Origin of the sequence: Streptococcus sp. HMSC078D09, assembly GCF_001813675.1 — a bacterium.
Lineage (GTDB): Bacteria > Bacillota > Bacilli > Lactobacillales > Streptococcaceae > Streptococcus.
Genome location: NZ_KV813678.1, coordinates 183,649 through 199,909, shown reverse-complemented (window position 1 = coordinate 199,909; position 16,261 = coordinate 183,649). Strand labels below are relative to the sequence as shown.

Below are 16,261 nucleotides of genomic sequence, written 5' to 3'. Positions count from 1 at the left end.
TACTTGAGCCGCAGTATTTTCGATGTCTACTCCACCTGCAACGTCAGCTTTAACAGTTGCTGGGATATCAAATTTGTAGTAACGTTCAAATGAGAACTTAGTTGTGTCAATGATTTGAGTATTTTCTGCATCACCCAATGACTTCGTAAAGCCATCTTTAAGAGTTGCAGTCATCACACCATTTTCAACCTTGATATCGAATTTGTTTGTTACATCGTTACCAGTTACTGAGTCGTAAGCTTTAATTTCAGAAGCAACGACATCAACTTTTGTTTCATCGAAGTCATCAGTGATTCCTACTGATTGAACGTTTTCTTTGTTAGTTGCTGAGAATTTAGTTGTATCCAACCATACTTGATAGTAGATCTTATCTCCGCGGTTAACAGTCTTGGTATTGATGTTTTCTGCTTCGTTGTTGTTTGTTTTATCAACATATGGATCCGTATTTGTTTCACCATATTTATCAGTCAACTCAGCGTCATCATCAAGAAGTTTGTTATCAGTGATTGAGTATTTAGCTGTATTCAATACATACTTCTCTGGTTGGAACTTAGGTTCTGTTGGAGGAGTTACTGTATTGTTGAACTCTTTGTCAGCTGGTTCAGTTACGTTAGCAATCAATGCTTTCGCTGTACCGTCGTGAGATACTGTTACAGTTACTTCTGCCTTCATTGTATCGTAAGTGACAGTCGCGTCTGTACCTTTCACCTCTGTTACAGAGTAAGTGTATGTACCTTCTTGACCCTTCTTGTATTTAAGGGCAGTGACAGTTTCGCCAGCTTTATTTGTGTAAGACACTGGAGCAAATGAGATCTTACCAGCTGCATCGTTGGTTGCAGTCGCAATCACAACATTGTCGCTGTCTTTCAACTCGAATGTAAATTCGCCAGCTTTAAGCTCACGACCTTCCAAACGTTTTGTGAAGTTGAATTCTACAGTGATTGGGACACTGTTCACACGTTTTTGAGTTGGTTTTTCTGGAGTTTCTACAGATTTGCTTACTGGGTTGTAAACGTGAACGATTTGGTTAGCTTTGTTTTCGATGTCTACTCCACCTGCTACTGAATCTTTAACAGTTGCTGGAATATCGAATTTGTAGTAGCGACCAAATGCAAATTTAGTTGTGTCGATAACTTGAGTGTTATCAGCATCACCTAAAGATTTGTTCATAGAAGATTTAGAAGTTGCAGTAATGACACCATTTTCAACCTTGATGTCGAATTTAGCTGTCACATCTTCACCAGTTACGCTGTCATATGCTTTGATATCAGCAGTGTTGACAGTCAATTTATCTGCATCGTATGTATCAGAGATACCTACAGCTTGGATGTTGTTCTTGTCAGTGAAGTTCTTAGTATCCAACCATACTTGGTAAACTAATTTTTCACCGCGTTCAACAGTCTTGGTATTGATGTTTTCTGCTTCGTTGTTAGTAGTTTTGTCAGCATATGGGTTTGCATTTGTATCTGCATACTCATCTGTCAACTCATCATCGTCGTCAACGAGTTTTGTACCAGTGATGTCAAATTTTTCTTTGTTCAGAACGAATTTTTCTGGTTGGAACTCAGGAGTTTCTGGAGGAGTGATCTTGTTGTTGAACTCTTTATCCGCTGTTCCATCAGTTGCGTTACCATTCGCATCTACCCCACCTGTAGAAACTACGTTAGTTACAGTTGTTAATGCATGACCATTTTTAGCAACTTCTACAGTAATAGTAGCTTTCATAGTATCATACGTCATACCAGCTTCTTTAGCTGCAGGAACAACTTCTTCTACAGTATAAGTGTGAGTACCAACTTTAGAGTTGTCGAATGAGATTTCAGTGAATGTTACAGTTCCATCAGCTTTGTTAGTTACTGTTTCAACTTCTTGTCCGTTTGCATCTTTAAGAACGAATTTGAATTCTCCGTCTTTAAGTTCACGCCCAGCTAATTTCTTAGTGAAGTCGAATTTAGTTTTAACAGGTGCTACAACGTAGTTGTTGAAGATTTTATCATCAGCACTTGATTTGAATCCACCTTCAGCACTGTATTTAACTGTAGCTTGTAAATCACCTTGAGCGTTCTCAGTTACATTAACAGTCATAGTTACTGTCATTGCATCGTATTCAACGTTTGCATCTGAACCTGGAGTCTCAGTGATTGTGTAAGTGTAAGTTCCCGCTTTGTTAAATGTTAATTTGCTGAATGTAGCTTTTCCGTCTGCTTTGTTAGTTACAGTTTCTTCATGAGCTGAGATTGATTTGTTTGGTTGTACTTCTTTTAGTTTGAATGTAAACTCACCATTTGCTAATACACGTCCTTCAAGTTGTTTTTCAACTTCTGGAGTTACTTCAACTGGCTCTTGTTTTACATAGTAGTAAATTGGTTGTTTATATGGTGTTAGTGAGTTTAATAAGTCAACATTTACACCAATACCTCCTACACCACGTTCTAACTGTGAATTTGGTGAAGAGTGACCAATACCATCCCCTAAGAATGGTACAAATACTGTTTTCTTAGGTGTATATCCTGCTGCAGTTTGGAAACCAAAATCAACTTCTACTCCATTAGGATGATTAACACCGTCAGTACCAGTGAAAGCAATTGTGTTAAGAGGTGATTTCTTAACTACTAAATCTTCTTTATTGTAATCACCTGGTTTAATAGGTTTAGTTTCTGCTAGTAACATATATCCATCTGTGCTTAATGTACCATCAGAACGTTTGCTTTGTTGTTTTGGATCTAGTAAGTAAACTCGAACTACTACAGTTCCATCTTCACCTACTATTTCTTTAATACGTTTAATACCATAACGGTCCGCATCCATGAATTTAGTACCAACTGTATAAGGACGGCTTACAAAACCTGATTTATCGTTCGCATCAGCTGTTTGATAAAGTTTATATCCATCGAATTGACGCTCTCCAGATGCTGTAAAGCTTTGACCTTCCATAGCTTTAAGAGTGTATCTAGCTAAGTCTACTTCATTACCATTTGGTACGTAGTCTTGAACAGTTTTATCTGTTTTATTAGCGTTAAATGTTGGGTTATTTTTATCAACTACTCTATAGTAAGTTGTTTTGTCAACTGACACTGGAATTTTAGCGTTAGTTTCAGTAATTGAACGCCCATTGTAAGCTGGTTCTACAACGTTAATAATATCTGTTGATCTACGAGCAGCATAAACAGCATCGTATAATTTTTGCTCATCTGGAGTAAGGTTATGTCCAGAAGCTACAAAAGCTTGGATATGAGCACCAACTTCATACTGCAATTGAATAAATGGTTGGTTAGTTTTCCCAGGTCCAGCACCTTCTCCTTTATCGTATTCAACTTGCCAAGTTAATTCTCCATTAGACGCTGCTGTAGTAGTAGTGAATTTTTGAACACCACTAGATGCATTAACAGTTCTAGTTTCTAGTACATTACCAGTAGTTTTATCAATTAATTCTACTATAGTTTCTGTAGATTCATCAAATCTCTTGTACGCACGTGTATAATAATTTCTACCATAACGTTCATTAAACTTAGTAAGATCTACGATACTGTAAGTGTACCAATCTCCTTCTTTAGCAGAGTAACCAGATGGTACTGTTTGAGATCTTACAGTTGCACCGTTAGCATCTTTGATTTCCGGAGTTACTTTTTCCCCATCTTTTAAGTAAGTAGTTACCGCTACTGGGTTAGAGTTGTGGTCTCCAGTTACAGCTTCATCAGTAACAGCACGACGGCTACGACGACGGCTACTTACTGCTAAAGCTCCTGCATTTGTACGTTCTTCATTAGCAGTTGCCACAGCCGCAGCAGCATCTGTACTTGCCGCTCTATCTTGTGCAGCTGCTTCCGTACCAGTGATTGGAGCTGCTGGATTTACAGTAGCTGAAAAAGTAGTTGTTACTGCTGGTGCTTCACTTGCTGCTGGTGCTTCTGAGTTTTCACTTGTTGCAGCATGAGTTGCAGTAGATTTTTCTGTAGTAGCAGCTGGTGTAGAAGCTGGTTTAGAGCTTGACTCTTTTTTCTTCTCTACAGGTTTGCTTGTTTCTGATGACGCTGTCGTTTTTGGAGCTTCTTCAGATTTTTTAGTTTCAGCTTTTTCTTCTTTTTTAGGCTCAGCTTTTGCTTCCTTGTTTTCTGTAGCAACTGGTTTCTCAGTTCCTTCAGATTTTTCAGTCGCTGGCGCTGGTGCTTCTGAAGTTGCAGCAGTTGTTCCAGAAAGGTCAATTTTTGGAACTGATGCCCCTTCCCCGTATGCCTTAGAAGCAGCTGGTGCTCCTGTTTGACTTGACTCTGTTTTAGCAGGTTGTGCTGCTTCTGAAGCTGCTGTCCCCGCAGATTCAGAGGCTGCTGTTGCTTCATCCGCTGATGCAGATTGAGCTCCTGCAGCAAAGAGTGCCGTTCCTAAAAGAACTGAACAAACCCCAACGCTATATTTTCGCAATGAAAAGCGCTGGCGTCTATTGAAAATATCCTTCATCCTGTTGGATCTCCTTGTTTTTTTTTGATCTTACGACCCATTTTGAATTTTATCAAAAGAAACATATAGTGTCAATTTGTTGTACTAAAAAAATATAATTCGTTATTTTCTTTTAGCATATTACAAAACAGTAGGAAATTTAGCACTTTTTTTTATTTTTTTCCTATAATAGACGATTTTTTAACATACCAAAAAAAGAAGTATCAATTTGATACCTCTTCTATTTCACCTCTGAGATCAAACCAGTATCGACATCATACACAGCTCCCGAAATAACGACATCCTCTGGAATCAAAGGAGAAGCCTTTAAAAGATCCATATCCTCGCGGACACTCTCTTCAATGTCTTGAAAGGGAAGGAAATCTCGATCTCCCACATCCACTCCCAGTTCTTTCTTGAGATACTGACGGAAGCTCTCGTTTTCAAAGGTCTGAGCACCACAGTCTGTATGGTGCAAGACCACAATTTCACGGGTACCCATCTGCTGCTGGGAGATGACCAAAGACCGAATCATGTCCTCTGTCACGCGCCCTCCAGCATTCCGCAAAATATGGGCATCTCCAAGAGCCAGACCTAGTGCCGGTGCCACGTGAAGGCGGGAATCCATACAGGTCACAATGGCGACTTTTGTTTTGGGCTTAATCGGAAGACGGAGGTCTCCATGTAGCGTCACATAAGCTTGGTTGGCTGTTAAAAAATTATCAAAATAAGACATGGTCTCTCCTTTATTCCTTTGAAATTCAAATCATCTATTATTTTACCATATCCGATCCTTTCTGTCAGGGGATACCTCCTGTCATCTGTCACATCTGAAAAAAAGTCTTAAACTTCCCGTTTAAGACTTTTCTACTATTGAAATACTTTCTTCAAGACTTCAGACAATGTACTCACTCCGATCACCTGGATCCCCGACGGCGTCATGATCCCCGTCAGAGAATTTTTCGGAACATAAATCTTGGTAAAACCGAGCTTAGCAGCTTCATTGATCCGTTGTTCGATTCGGTTGACCCGGCGAACTTCTCCTGTCAAGCCCAACTCTCCAACAAAACACTCTTGCGGGTTAGTTGGCTTGTCCTTGTAGCTGGAAGCAATGGCTACAGCTACGGCTAGGTCGATAGCTGGCTCATCCAACTTGACACCACCAGCAGACTTGAGGTAGGCATCCTGATTTTGAAGCAAGAGGCCTGCGCGTTTTTCTAGCACCGCCATGATGAGACTGGCTCGATTGAAATCAAGCCCAGTCGTCGTCCGCTTGGCATTACCAAACATGGTCGGAGTCACCAAGGCCTGCACCTCGGCTAGAATCGGACGAGTCCCTTCCATTGTCACAACGATGGACGATCCAGTCGCCCCATCCAAACGTTCTTCTAGAAAGACCTGGCTCGGATTAAGGACCTCAACCAGCCCGCCTGACTGCATCTCGAAAATCCCGATTTCATTAGTGGAACCAAAACGGTTTTTGACCGCTCTCAGGATCCGGAAGGTATGGTGGCGCTCACCCTCAAAGTAGAGCACCGTGTCCATCATGTGCTCCAGCATCCGAGGACCTGCCAAGGTTCCTTCCTTGGTCACATGGCCTACGATAAAGATAGCGATGTTATTGGTCTTGGCCAGCTGCATGAGCTCAGCTGTCACCTCACGCACCTGAGAAACAGACCCCTGCACCCCTGAAATCTCAGGAGACATAATGGTCTGAATCGAGTCGATGATGAGGAAGTTAGGCTGGATGCGCTCCACTTCTGCCCGCACGCTCTGCATATTGGTCTCGGCGTATAGATAAAACTCACTATCAATATCACCTAAACGCTCTGCTCGGAGTTTAATCTGTTGAGCAGACTCCTCCCCACTGACATAGAGAACTGTCCCCACTTGAGACAGCTGGGTTGAGACTTGTAAGAGCAGAGTTGATTTCCCAATCCCAGGATCTCCCCCGATAAGGACGAGACTCCCTGGTACCACACCGCCACCAAGGACGCGGTTGAATTCTTCCATCTCGGTCTTGGTCCGATGGACATTGATGGAGCTCACGTCCGCCAGTTTCATGGGTTTGGTCTTTTCACCCGTCAAGGATACCCGTGCATTCTTGACCGCTGCGACCTCGACCTCCTCGACAAAGGAAGACCAAGAACCACAGTTAGGACAGCGCCCTAGGTATTTGGGTGAATTATAGGCACAATTTTGACAGACAAATGTCGTTTTTTTCTTTGCGATGATAAACCTCTTTCTAAATCTCTATCTCACACTCAATCACTTGGCAAAAATCAATCTTCTCATTTGGCACAAACTGGCGCATGAGCATTCCGTGAGTTACAATGATAATAGTTTTATAATTTTTATATTTTCCCAAAGCTCTTAAAAAACGATGACGCATCTCTATATCAGTTTCATAGCGATAAGGAGAATCTTCAGATAAACCTCCTTGATGTTTTAGATAATATTCATGAGCTACCAATACACTAGTTAAATCAGAGTTAGTGCCATCTAAGTCTGGACGCCACTCATGAAAAAATGGCTCCACAAATAAGTCCAATCCTGTTTCAACTGCTATATAATGTGCTGTTTCTAAAGCCCTCGTCACAGACGATGAAATAATAATCTCTGCCTTTCCAAAACATGCAGTTTTAGCAACTTCTTTTGCCAGACTGCGACCTTTTCCTGTCAATGGTGCTAAATCACGACCAAAACCACTATAGAGTTGCGGATTTTCAAGTTTATCAAGCATACGATAATCTGGCTCCCCATGACGGACAAAGATAATCTTCATCTTAGTGCCCTGTTGACCCAAATCCACCAGTACGAACACCGTCTGCTTCATCTCCATCTGCAATCAAGAAAGGAGCAAAGACAGCCTGAACCACGCGTTCGCCAACTTCAAGGACAACTTCCTGATCAGTAATGTTTTTCATCTGAGCAAAGATATGGCCTTCATTTCCTGGATTGCCATAGTAGTCTCCATCAATAACCCCAACAGAGTTGATCAAGACCAGGCCTTTTTTGCGAGGGTTGGACGAGCGATCGTAAAGATAAAGCACCTCACCCGCTTGCATATAAGCCTTGACCCCAGTTGGCACGAGGACGATTTCCCCAGGAGCAATGACCGTGCGCTCGGCCACTTTTAAGTCATAGCCGGCCGCATGCGCTGTCTCCCGTTTTGGCAGCAAATCCTGATTGGTATAGCTTGATACAAGTTCAAATCCACGAATTTTTGTCATCATAATTCCTCTTTTATTCTAAATTGTTTCTATTTTTTCTATTATACCATCACTTCGCCCTAGCGTCTCCCCTATACTACTATTCGTATTTTTTTAAAAATTCTCTTCAATTTGGAAGTTACATGTTGTTTTCATGTTTTTTCTGAAAATGATATGCTATTATGACAGATTTGACATATAACTTGTGCTAAATAATGCTATTTTAAGCTTGAAGATAAGCATTATTTTTGCTATAATTCCCTGTGTAGGGAATAATTTTGAAATTAAAAAATTTTACCCTGTAAAATTATTTTGTGGAGGTCGTGTCTCAGCATTCAATTCTTATTACCAACAGATAGGATTCGAAAAATCCCGATCTTTAAGAGTAATCAGACATTGATGATTAGGCACTATTTTTTTATGAAAAGGGAAGATAAAATGAAAAAGAAAAGGTATATTAAAATTTTCTCATTTGTCCTTTGTATAGTGACCATGCTTTTCGCTTTAGGTCTGCATCGCACTTCAGCAGAAACTCCTGGAGTGACAGTAAGCGGAAAATTGGTCGATACAATCAAAAATATGAAAGTAACCAACAATGAAGGTGGTAACCTTACTTGGGATTTAGAACAATGGGCAACGTTCCGTATCAATGCTGATTTCGACTTAGCAGGTAAGGATGTCAAAGCAGGCGACACAACTGATATCACTGTTCCAGACGCATTGATGATCACCTCTGACAATTTTAAAATTCGTGATGTTAATACGAATGAGGTCATTGCCAATGCCAAGGTCGATAAAGACAATAAGAGATTATCACTGACATACACCGATTATGTTCAAACACATTCAGATATCAAAGGATCATTTTTCTTTTATGCACGTATTGACTTTAAAAAACATCCCCAAAAAGGTGAGATTCCTGTTGAAATGACCGTCAACGGGGAAACCAAGATAGGTGGGAAAGTTTCCTTTAAAGGAATTGGTGATGGGAATCCAAGAGCTTTAACAAAAACTAGCTGGGTCAATACAAACGACCATAAAACAGTTTCCTATACTATTTCAGTTAACAGAAAAAAACAGAATATTAAAGAAGTTACTATTGAAGACCATTTGAAGTTTACAAATGCTTCCTACGTACCAGATAGTATTAAAGTCCTAAAAGGGAAATTCTCTTTTGAAACAGGAGAATGGGTCTTTTCAGATCGCGTTGATGTGACGAATCAACACCCTGCTACCATTAGTGAAGATGGACAATCATTTGTCATTAAACTGGGAGACATTAGCGAAAACGATCAATACCGAATCGCTTATGATGTTCGTTTAAATTACGACCCTGTGGACGGGGAACTTCTTAAAAATGATGCTACCCTGAAAGGAAAACAATTTGATCAAAAAGATGTGACAAATGTTGCAGCAGTTCAAATTCCCTATGGTTTTGGCGTTGGTTACGTCTTTACCATTCATGTCCACAAAGTAGACGATGAAAACCAACCACTTGCTGGGGCTAAGTTTAAAATCGTTCGTCAAGCCAACAACCAAGTGATTGGGGAATACGTTACAGATGAGAACGGAGATATTACGGTTAATGCGCTCTTAAAAGATAAATACATCTTAACAGAAACCGAGGCCCCTGCGGGTTATACGATCAAGGAGGCTGACACCTTCGTAAATGCTGAAGATTTTGGTAAGGACCATAAGGTTACGAAGACGATCGTCAATCCAAAAGCGAAGCCAAAAGAAACAAAAGCTACCATCGAACTGGATAAAGCTCTTACTGGTCGTGATCTAAAAGACGGTGAGTTTAGCTTTGAATTGTACGAGGGTGCAACTAAGCTTCAAACTGTTACCAATAAAAACGGCAAGGTCACATTTGATCCGATTTCTTATAAGGAAGCAGGAGAACACACTTACACTGTAAAAGAAGTTGTTGGAAATACACCAGGTATCACCTATGATACAACTGAAAAACAAGTGCCCGTGAAGGTTACACAAGACGGACAAGCTCTAAAAGCTGATCTTGTCTATCCAGAGAATAAAACATTTAACAACACTTATACGGCTCCTCAACCAGCAAAAGCTAAAATTTCAGCTAGCAAGATTTTAGAAGGTGCTGAATTGAAGAATGGCGAATTCAATTTCCAATTGTTGGATGAAACCGGAAAAGTTCTTCAAACAAAACAAAATGCTGCAGATGGTACGGTAACCTTTGATGACATTTCATATTCATCAGAGGACGCAGGAAAAACCTTCCACTACACGATTAAAGAAGTTGTTCCTGAAAGCAAAGCAAAAGGAATGACCTACGATGAAGGAAGTATTGATGCTACTGTAACTGTCACAAAAGATGATGCAAGCAATACACTCAAAGCTTCTGTGGCATATGGTGATAAGAAATCATTCACTAACAAATTGGTAACAACTTCCATTCCACCAACTCCTCCGACTGTTGACAAACCAGAATTGAAACTGTACAACATTCAATTGCACAAAGCTAACGCAGACGGAAATGCTCTTGCAGGTGCTGTATTCGGGCTTTTTGAGGCAGATGGGACTACTCCAGTCGCTAACCCTTACGGTGAAGGTCAAGCGACTGCAACTTCTGATGCAAATGGTCTTGTAACCTTTACAGGATTTGAAGCAAAAGATTATGTGGTGAAAGAACTTACTGCTCCAGAAGGTTATCAACTATCAGCAGATGTGATTAAAGTTTCTGCTAGCGAGTTGAAAGCTGCGACTAACCTCGTCGTAGACAAAGGAACAGTGGTCAACAAACCATTCACTTCAATTCCACCAACTCCTCCGACTGTTGACAAACCTGAATTGAAACTCTACAGCATCCAATTGCACAAAGTGAACCAAGAAGGGAAAGCTCTTGTTGGTGCCGTATTCGGTCTCTTTGAAGCCGATGGTACGACTCCTGTAGCGAACCCTTATGGTGCAGGTCAAGCAACTGCTACCTCTGATGCAAACGGTCTTGTAACCTTTACAGGATTAGAAGCAAAAGATTATGTAGTAAGAGAGCTTACAGCTCCAGACGGTTACCAATTATCAGATGAAGTCATCAAGATCGCAGCTAGTGATTTGGTTGGTTCAAACAGTGTAGTGGATAAAGGAAATGTCGTTAACAAGAAGACACCTCCAACTCCGCCAACTACTCCTTCAACACCTCCAACGCCTTCAACTGATAAACCGAAAGGAAATCAGCCTTCTGGTAAACAATCAAAAGAAGGTAAAAAACAAAGTCTTCCTTCTACTGGTGAGACAGTAAGTGCTGGACTTCTCATGACAGGACTTGCCCTTGCAGGTGCTGGAAGCATGCTCGTTGCTAAAAAACGCCACGAATAAGTTCTTAAAACAGGTATTCATCTAGCATTGCTAAATGAACCTGTTTTTTCGTAACGATTATCCTATTTTTTCATCTTATTACCAGCGTTTTGTCTATATTTCCTTAGACACACAAAGAGAGATTGGCTCAAGTCCAACCTCTCTTTTTCTTACAATTCCTGTAATAAATAACGGAAGAGTTCTAAATTCCCTTCTTCTTCATTGACCAAGTATTCTGGATGCCATTGTAATCCCATAATCCGATGACCGTCTACTGCTTCAATGGCTTCGATGGTGTGATCACGCGGATCAAAGGCAGTTGCACGGAAATTTGGTGCAAGATCCTTGATACTTTGACGGTGCACAGAATTGATTCGACTAGCCCGACCAAAGAGCTGCTCCACCACACTGCCTTTTTTAGTCTCGATAGAATGGAAAGTCCCAAATGGAAGACCTTGCCAATGTCCTTCAATCTCTTGGTTGAGTGTTCCTCCAAAAGCCACATTGATCAACTGAACCTCACGGCAGATTCCTAGAACCGGTTTGTTTTGGCGAACCGCTTCCTTCAGCAGGGCAAGCTCAAATTGGTCCCGTTCGATATTGTAATCATCGCTTTCGATGGTTTTTTCTTCGCCATAGAGACTAGGATCGACATTTTGGCCTCCACTTAAGATCAACTTGTCAATCGTTTCAACATAGTCCTTAACCAAAGAAGGGTCTCCCATCGGGATGACCATTGGAAGTCCACCTGCTTGACGGATCCCTTCCGCAAACTGACTAGACACGGAGGAATGAAGGTTTTTCCCTTCCGGGTCCACCGGACAGAGATTAGCGGATACTCCAACAATTGTTCTGCACATATTCATTCCTCCTTCATTTTAACTACTACTTATCTTACCACCCATTAGCGATCGTGTCTAATATGTATTTTTTAAAACCGTGATAGATTTTATTTATCACCCTCACCTTCCTCACAAAACAATTGATGATCATACAAGTTTTTTTACCTATATTATGTTAAAATAGAGAGGAAAATAGAATCGTCCTTCAAGGCACACATTAGGCCGTTTCGAAGGTGCAAGTGCTAGATTCCTAGCCTTGTTGAAAAAATAGACATAGAAATGGAAGATACAATGGAAAAACAAACCGTTGCAGTATTGGGTCCTGGTTCATGGGGAACAGCCCTTTCACAAGTCCTCAATGATAACGGCCATGAAGTCCGTCTCTGGGGAAATATCCAAGAACAAATCGATGAAATTAATACCACTCATACCAATCAACGCTATTTCAAAGACATCGTTATTAGCGATCAAATTACCGCTACGACCGATCTGAAAGCTGCTTTGGACGGTGTGGATGCTATCCTTTTTGTCGTTCCTACAAAGGTGACCCGCTTGGTTGCTAAACAAGTCGCTGAAACACTAGATCACCCTGTAACAGTCATGCATGCTTCCAAGGGACTAGAACCTGGTACACACGATCGGATTTCTCAAATCCTTGAAGAAGAAATTCCTGCTTCTCTTCGCAGTGAGATTGTAGTTGTTTCTGGACCAAGTCACGCGGAAGAGACCATCGTACGGGATATCACCCTTATTACAGCAGCCTCAAAAGATTTAGAAGTTGCTCGCTATGTTCAAGAACTCTTTAGCAATCACTACTTCCGTCTCTATACCAATACAGATGTTATCGGAGTGGAAACTGCTGGAGCCTTGAAGAATATCATCGCAGTCGGAGCTGGAGCTTTGCACGGTCTTGGTTATGGTGACAATGCCAAAGCAGCCATCATCACGCGCGGTCTCGCTGAAATCACGCGCCTTGGCGTTAAGCTCGGAGCTAGTCCATTGACCTATAGCGGTTTATCAGGGGTCGGTGACTTGATCGTTACTGGTACTTCTGTTCACTCTCGCAACTGGCGAGCTGGGGATGCTCTCGGACGTGGCGAAAAATTGGAAGATATCGAAGCCAACATGGGTATGATCATCGAAGGGATCTCTACGACCAAAGTCGCCCACGAGCTGGCCCAAGAATTGGATGTCTACATGCCGATTACACAAGCCATTTACCAAGTCATTTATGAGGGGAAAGATATCCGCGAAGCCATCCACCACATGATGAGCAATGAATTTAAAGAAGAAAACGAGTGGAAATAAGTCAACCACCCCATCACAAATCCTACCTTTTAGAAAGGAAACCGCATGACTAAAGTTAGAAAAGCAGTCATTCCTGCAGCTGGCTTAGGGACCCGCTTCCTCCCAGCTACCAAAGCTCTGGCAAAAGAAATGTTGCCAATCGTTGACAAACCGACGATTCAATTTATTGTAGAGGAAGCTCTGAAATCTGGAATTGAGGAAATCCTTGTCGTAACAGGGAAGGCCAAACGTTCGATCGAAGACCATTTCGATTCTAACTTCGAATTGGAATACAATCTCGAGCAAAAAGGAAAGACTGACTTACTCAAGTTGGTCAATGATACAACAGCGATCAATCTTCATTTCATCCGCCAAAGTCACCCTCGAGGTTTAGGGGACGCTGTTCTTCAAGCCAAGGCCTTTGTTGGAAATGAGCCTTTTGTCGTTATGTTGGGAGATGATCTGATGGACATCACCAATGATGATGCCTTGCCATTGACCAAACAGTTGATGAACGACTACGATGAAACCCATGCGTCAACCATCGCTGTGATGGAAGTCCCTCACGAAGAGGTTTCTTCTTACGGTGTGATCGCACCTCAAGGCGAAGGCATTAACGGTCTTTATAGCGTTGAAACTTTTGTCGAAAAACCAGCACCCGAGGAGGCACCAAGTGACCTTGCCATTATCGGACGCTACCTCTTGACTCCTGAGATCTTTGATATTCTTGCAAATCAAGAACCAGGTGCTGGCAATGAAATTCAATTGACGGATGCGATCGATACCCTCAATAAGACCCAACGAGTCTTTGCCCGTGAATTTAAAGGCCAACGCTACGATGTAGGTGATAAATTCGGCTTCATGAAAACTTCGATTGACTATGCCTTGAAACACCCTCAAGTCAAAGATGATCTCAAACAATATATTATCGACCTTGGAAAAAAATTAGAAGCATCTGAACAAACTGCAGACTAATCATTCTCAAATCTAAAGAATACAAAAGAGACTGGCCATATCATGTAAGAGCTTTGCTGCCTTACAATGGTCAGTTTTTTTTATAAAAAAGAGGCTAGATAAAATCCGGCCTCTTTCATTTCATTGGACTTGGTCCAATTCACTTTTTAATTCTTATTGTTTAAGGATGAACATTGTAAGAATAATTGGTATTTGGGAAAGTTTCAATTTCGCCTGGATTGAAATTAGAACCGAAGCGATTATTATTGTTGTTCACATTTTCTGCTACAGTAGCCTCTGAAGTAGATTGAACTTTCGCTTCTGGTTTTACAACCGTTTCTGCTTTTCCAGATCCATATGTAGGCATTGCTTTTGTTGCTGCATAGCCAAAACGGTTATTTGGATTTCCTTCTGCATTTGCTGGGATATCCTTATTAGAAGGGGTAGCTCTATAATATGAAGCAGGAATTTCAATTTTTGTAATATTTCCGTCAACTTGTGGTTTTTCTGGAACTTTTGGTGTATCTGGTTTCTTAGGTTCTTCAGGTTTCTTAGATTCTTCAGGATCTTTATAATTATCTGGTTGAGAAGCACGATATGGATCAGATTTACGTCCAGCTGCTTCTAATTGTTTTTCCATTAATTTTTCATAATCTTTGAAGTGTTGGAAAAGACGATCAGACAATTCCAGTGCATCTTTCGTCACCTTATCTTCAGCAGCTTTTGCAGCTTCAGGTTGATCTTTCAATGAATAATATTCAATATCTTTCTTTTCTTGATCAACAATAAATTGTTTTTCAAGAGCTTTCCAGTGATCTTGGACTGATTTTCCAAAGACATCTTGGTTATTGATCGCCATATTGTCAATGTGCCATACTGTCCAATACCATGAATTTGGATCATAAGTTGCTGTTTGAGGTTTGAAGGCTTCGTAAGTATCTTTTAGATTACCGTAGAATGGAACATAAGGTGTGTTCCGAGATGGTCCCATACCAAGCCATAAAGTACCACCAAATGATTTTGGAAGTTTTGGATTGATTTGGTAGACATGGGCATCGATAACGTTTTCGTTTCCTAAAGCATACTTGTATTGGTCTTTACGAACAGCATCATTGCTACCATTATCCCCTTGTTTCTTGACACCAATTTGATCGTCTGGAACAAAACGACCATTCAAATGTTCAAAACGGTTGCGTTGGAAAGCAAAGGCATCTTCCAAAGTAAATTTCTTGTTTGGATCTGTTGGTGAGCGGAAGAGTTCGTATTCATCATCTTCATAAGTCACTTTTGAATTTGGATCCAAAAGAGTGATTCCTGCGTATGTACGTGAACGGTCTCCTTCAGCATATTTTTCTGGTCCATAAGATTTAGCAATATGGAAGTTACCATCTTTGTCTGTCTTGTAGTTACCAGATTCTTTGGCTACTTTTTCGACATCTTTCGAAGCGATTACATTTTCCTTGTCATTCAAATCCACATGACCAAGGTAGTAGGTATTTGCAAAGACTGCATATTTGTCTTCTGGGACTTTAACAGCTACATATTGGTGACCAGAAAGAATTTCCATATACCAAGTTTCTTTTTGGTCCGCAAAAACGACAACATTCCCCTCTGCTGATCCTTTTTCTTCAATGACTTTAGCTAGGAATTCAACCCCTTCACGAGCAGACTTAACGCGTGGTAAAACTACGTCCAACATAGCAGCTTCAGGAATTCCGTTTTCTGTCAATGGGTCAGTCTTCAAGACTTTTTTGTTTGGAATTGCTGTAACAGTTGATGTCATAGAGACGCCGGCTTCGTTAAATCCATGTTCACCAAAAGCACCGTTACTACCATCTCCACGAGCAGAGTCATAAGTCGCTGTGTATTTCATTTCACTAGCAGCATGTAGGTAGGTAAAACCATTGGATTCGTCTTCCAGTTGATCCCCTTCCTTATAGTTCTTCGCATCAACAACTACAAAGTTTTTGTTGTGCTTGCCACCATTTGGATAGTAAGGGTAGTCTTCTGTCCGACCAAAGAGAGTGGTCCCATCCTTGGTCAATTGGCGACCAATGATAAAACCGCAACAGGCTTGAACAGCTTGAATTGGTAGGAGCAAAAGTGTCATCGCTACCAATGAGAGTTTTAACAACCATTTTTTCATGGCAAATCTCCTTTGTTTTTGCACTACTTTTGACAAAATAGCACTATTTTTGATTTTTATAT

At 41.0% G+C, this 16,261-nt stretch carries 10 protein-coding genes; 3 read left to right on the top strand and 7 right to left on the bottom strand.

The annotated features are described in order from the left end of the window. From HMPREF2926_RS10345 to HMPREF2926_RS10325, 5 genes are all read right to left on the bottom strand, one after another. Positions 1-4,455: Spy0128 family protein (locus tag HMPREF2926_RS10345; protein ID WP_141751795.1), on the bottom strand; the 4,455-nt coding region annotated here is incomplete at its 3' end. A gap of 220 nt (positions 4,456-4,675) precedes the next feature. Continuing rightward, entirely contained in the window at positions 4,676-5,170 is a 495-nt protein-coding gene (locus HMPREF2926_RS10340; protein WP_070587849.1) for a beta-class carbonic anhydrase, read from the bottom strand. A gap of 134 nt (positions 5,171-5,304) precedes the next feature. Further along, entirely contained in the window at positions 5,305-6,666 is a 1,362-nt protein-coding gene (gene radA / locus HMPREF2926_RS10335) for a DNA repair protein RadA (RefSeq protein ID WP_083307965.1), read from the bottom strand. Positions 6,667-6,679: 13 nt separating this feature from the next. Beyond that, positions 6,680-7,219, bottom strand: coding sequence for a histidine phosphatase family protein (locus tag HMPREF2926_RS10330; protein WP_070587845.1), 540 nt, complete (start codon positions 7,217-7,219; stop codon positions 6,680-6,682). Position 7,220: 1 nt separating this feature from the next. Continuing rightward, positions 7,221-7,667, bottom strand: coding sequence for a dUTP diphosphatase (locus tag HMPREF2926_RS10325; protein WP_009731797.1), 447 nt, complete (start codon positions 7,665-7,667; stop codon positions 7,221-7,223). Positions 7,668-8,084: 417 nt separating this feature from the next. Between HMPREF2926_RS10325 and HMPREF2926_RS11465 the strand changes: the two genes are divergently transcribed. Continuing rightward, the gene (locus HMPREF2926_RS11465; protein ID WP_070587842.1) at positions 8,085-10,991 is read left to right on the top strand and encodes a SpaA isopeptide-forming pilin-related protein; all 2,907 of its coding nucleotides are present in this window, start codon (positions 8,085-8,087) and stop codon (positions 10,989-10,991) included. A 149-nt stretch (positions 10,992-11,140) separates the two neighbouring features. On the opposite strand, the gene HMPREF2926_RS10315 is transcribed toward HMPREF2926_RS11465, so the two are convergent. Next, entirely contained in the window at positions 11,141-11,830 is a 690-nt protein-coding gene (locus HMPREF2926_RS10315; protein ID WP_070587839.1) for a gamma-glutamyl-gamma-aminobutyrate hydrolase family protein, read from the bottom strand. A gap of 273 nt (positions 11,831-12,103) precedes the next feature. Here HMPREF2926_RS10315 and HMPREF2926_RS10310 point away from each other — a divergent pair, with 273 nt between their 5' ends. Beyond that, positions 12,104-13,120 carry an NAD(P)H-dependent glycerol-3-phosphate dehydrogenase gene (locus HMPREF2926_RS10310; RefSeq protein ID WP_070587836.1) on the top strand — a complete coding sequence of 339 codons (1,017 nt, stop codon included), beginning with the start codon at positions 12,104-12,106 and terminating at the stop codon, positions 13,118-13,120. Between the two features lie 45 nt (positions 13,121-13,165). Further along, positions 13,166-14,074 carry a UTP--glucose-1-phosphate uridylyltransferase GalU gene (gene galU, locus HMPREF2926_RS10305; RefSeq protein ID WP_070587833.1) on the top strand — a complete coding sequence of 303 codons (909 nt, stop codon included), beginning with the start codon at positions 13,166-13,168 and terminating at the stop codon, positions 14,072-14,074. Between the two features lie 160 nt (positions 14,075-14,234). Here galU and HMPREF2926_RS10300 read toward each other — a convergent pair whose 3' ends face one another. Next, a complete protein-coding gene (locus HMPREF2926_RS10300; protein WP_070587830.1) occupies positions 14,235-16,199 on the bottom strand; it encodes a C69 family dipeptidase in 1,965 nt (654 codons plus the stop codon). Positions 16,200-16,261 lie beyond the last annotated feature (62 nt).

Bases quoted from the DNA above. Each gene is read 5' to 3' on its own strand.
- HMPREF2926_RS10340 (WP_070587849.1), bottom strand. From the start codon at position 5,170: ATGTCTTATTTTGATAATTTTTTAACAGCCAACCAAGCTTATGTGACG.
- HMPREF2926_RS10330 (WP_070587845.1), bottom strand. From the start codon at position 7,219: ATGAAGATTATCTTTGTCCGTCATGGGGAGCCAGATTATCGTATGCTT.
- HMPREF2926_RS10325 (WP_009731797.1), bottom strand. From the start codon at position 7,667: ATGACAAAAATTCGTGGATTTGAACTTGTATCAAGCTATACCAATCAG.
- HMPREF2926_RS11465 (WP_070587842.1), top strand. From the start codon at position 8,085: ATGAAAAAGAAAAGGTATATTAAAATTTTCTCATTTGTCCTTTGTATA.
- HMPREF2926_RS10315 (WP_070587839.1), bottom strand. From the start codon at position 11,830: ATGTGCAGAACAATTGTTGGAGTATCCGCTAATCTCTGTCCGGTGGAC.
- HMPREF2926_RS10310 (WP_070587836.1), top strand. From the start codon at position 12,104: ATGGAAAAACAAACCGTTGCAGTATTGGGTCCTGGTTCATGGGGAACA.
- galU (WP_070587833.1), top strand. From the start codon at position 13,166: ATGACTAAAGTTAGAAAAGCAGTCATTCCTGCAGCTGGCTTAGGGACC.
- HMPREF2926_RS10300 (WP_070587830.1), bottom strand. From the start codon at position 16,199: ATGAAAAAATGGTTGTTAAAACTCTCATTGGTAGCGATGACACTTTTG.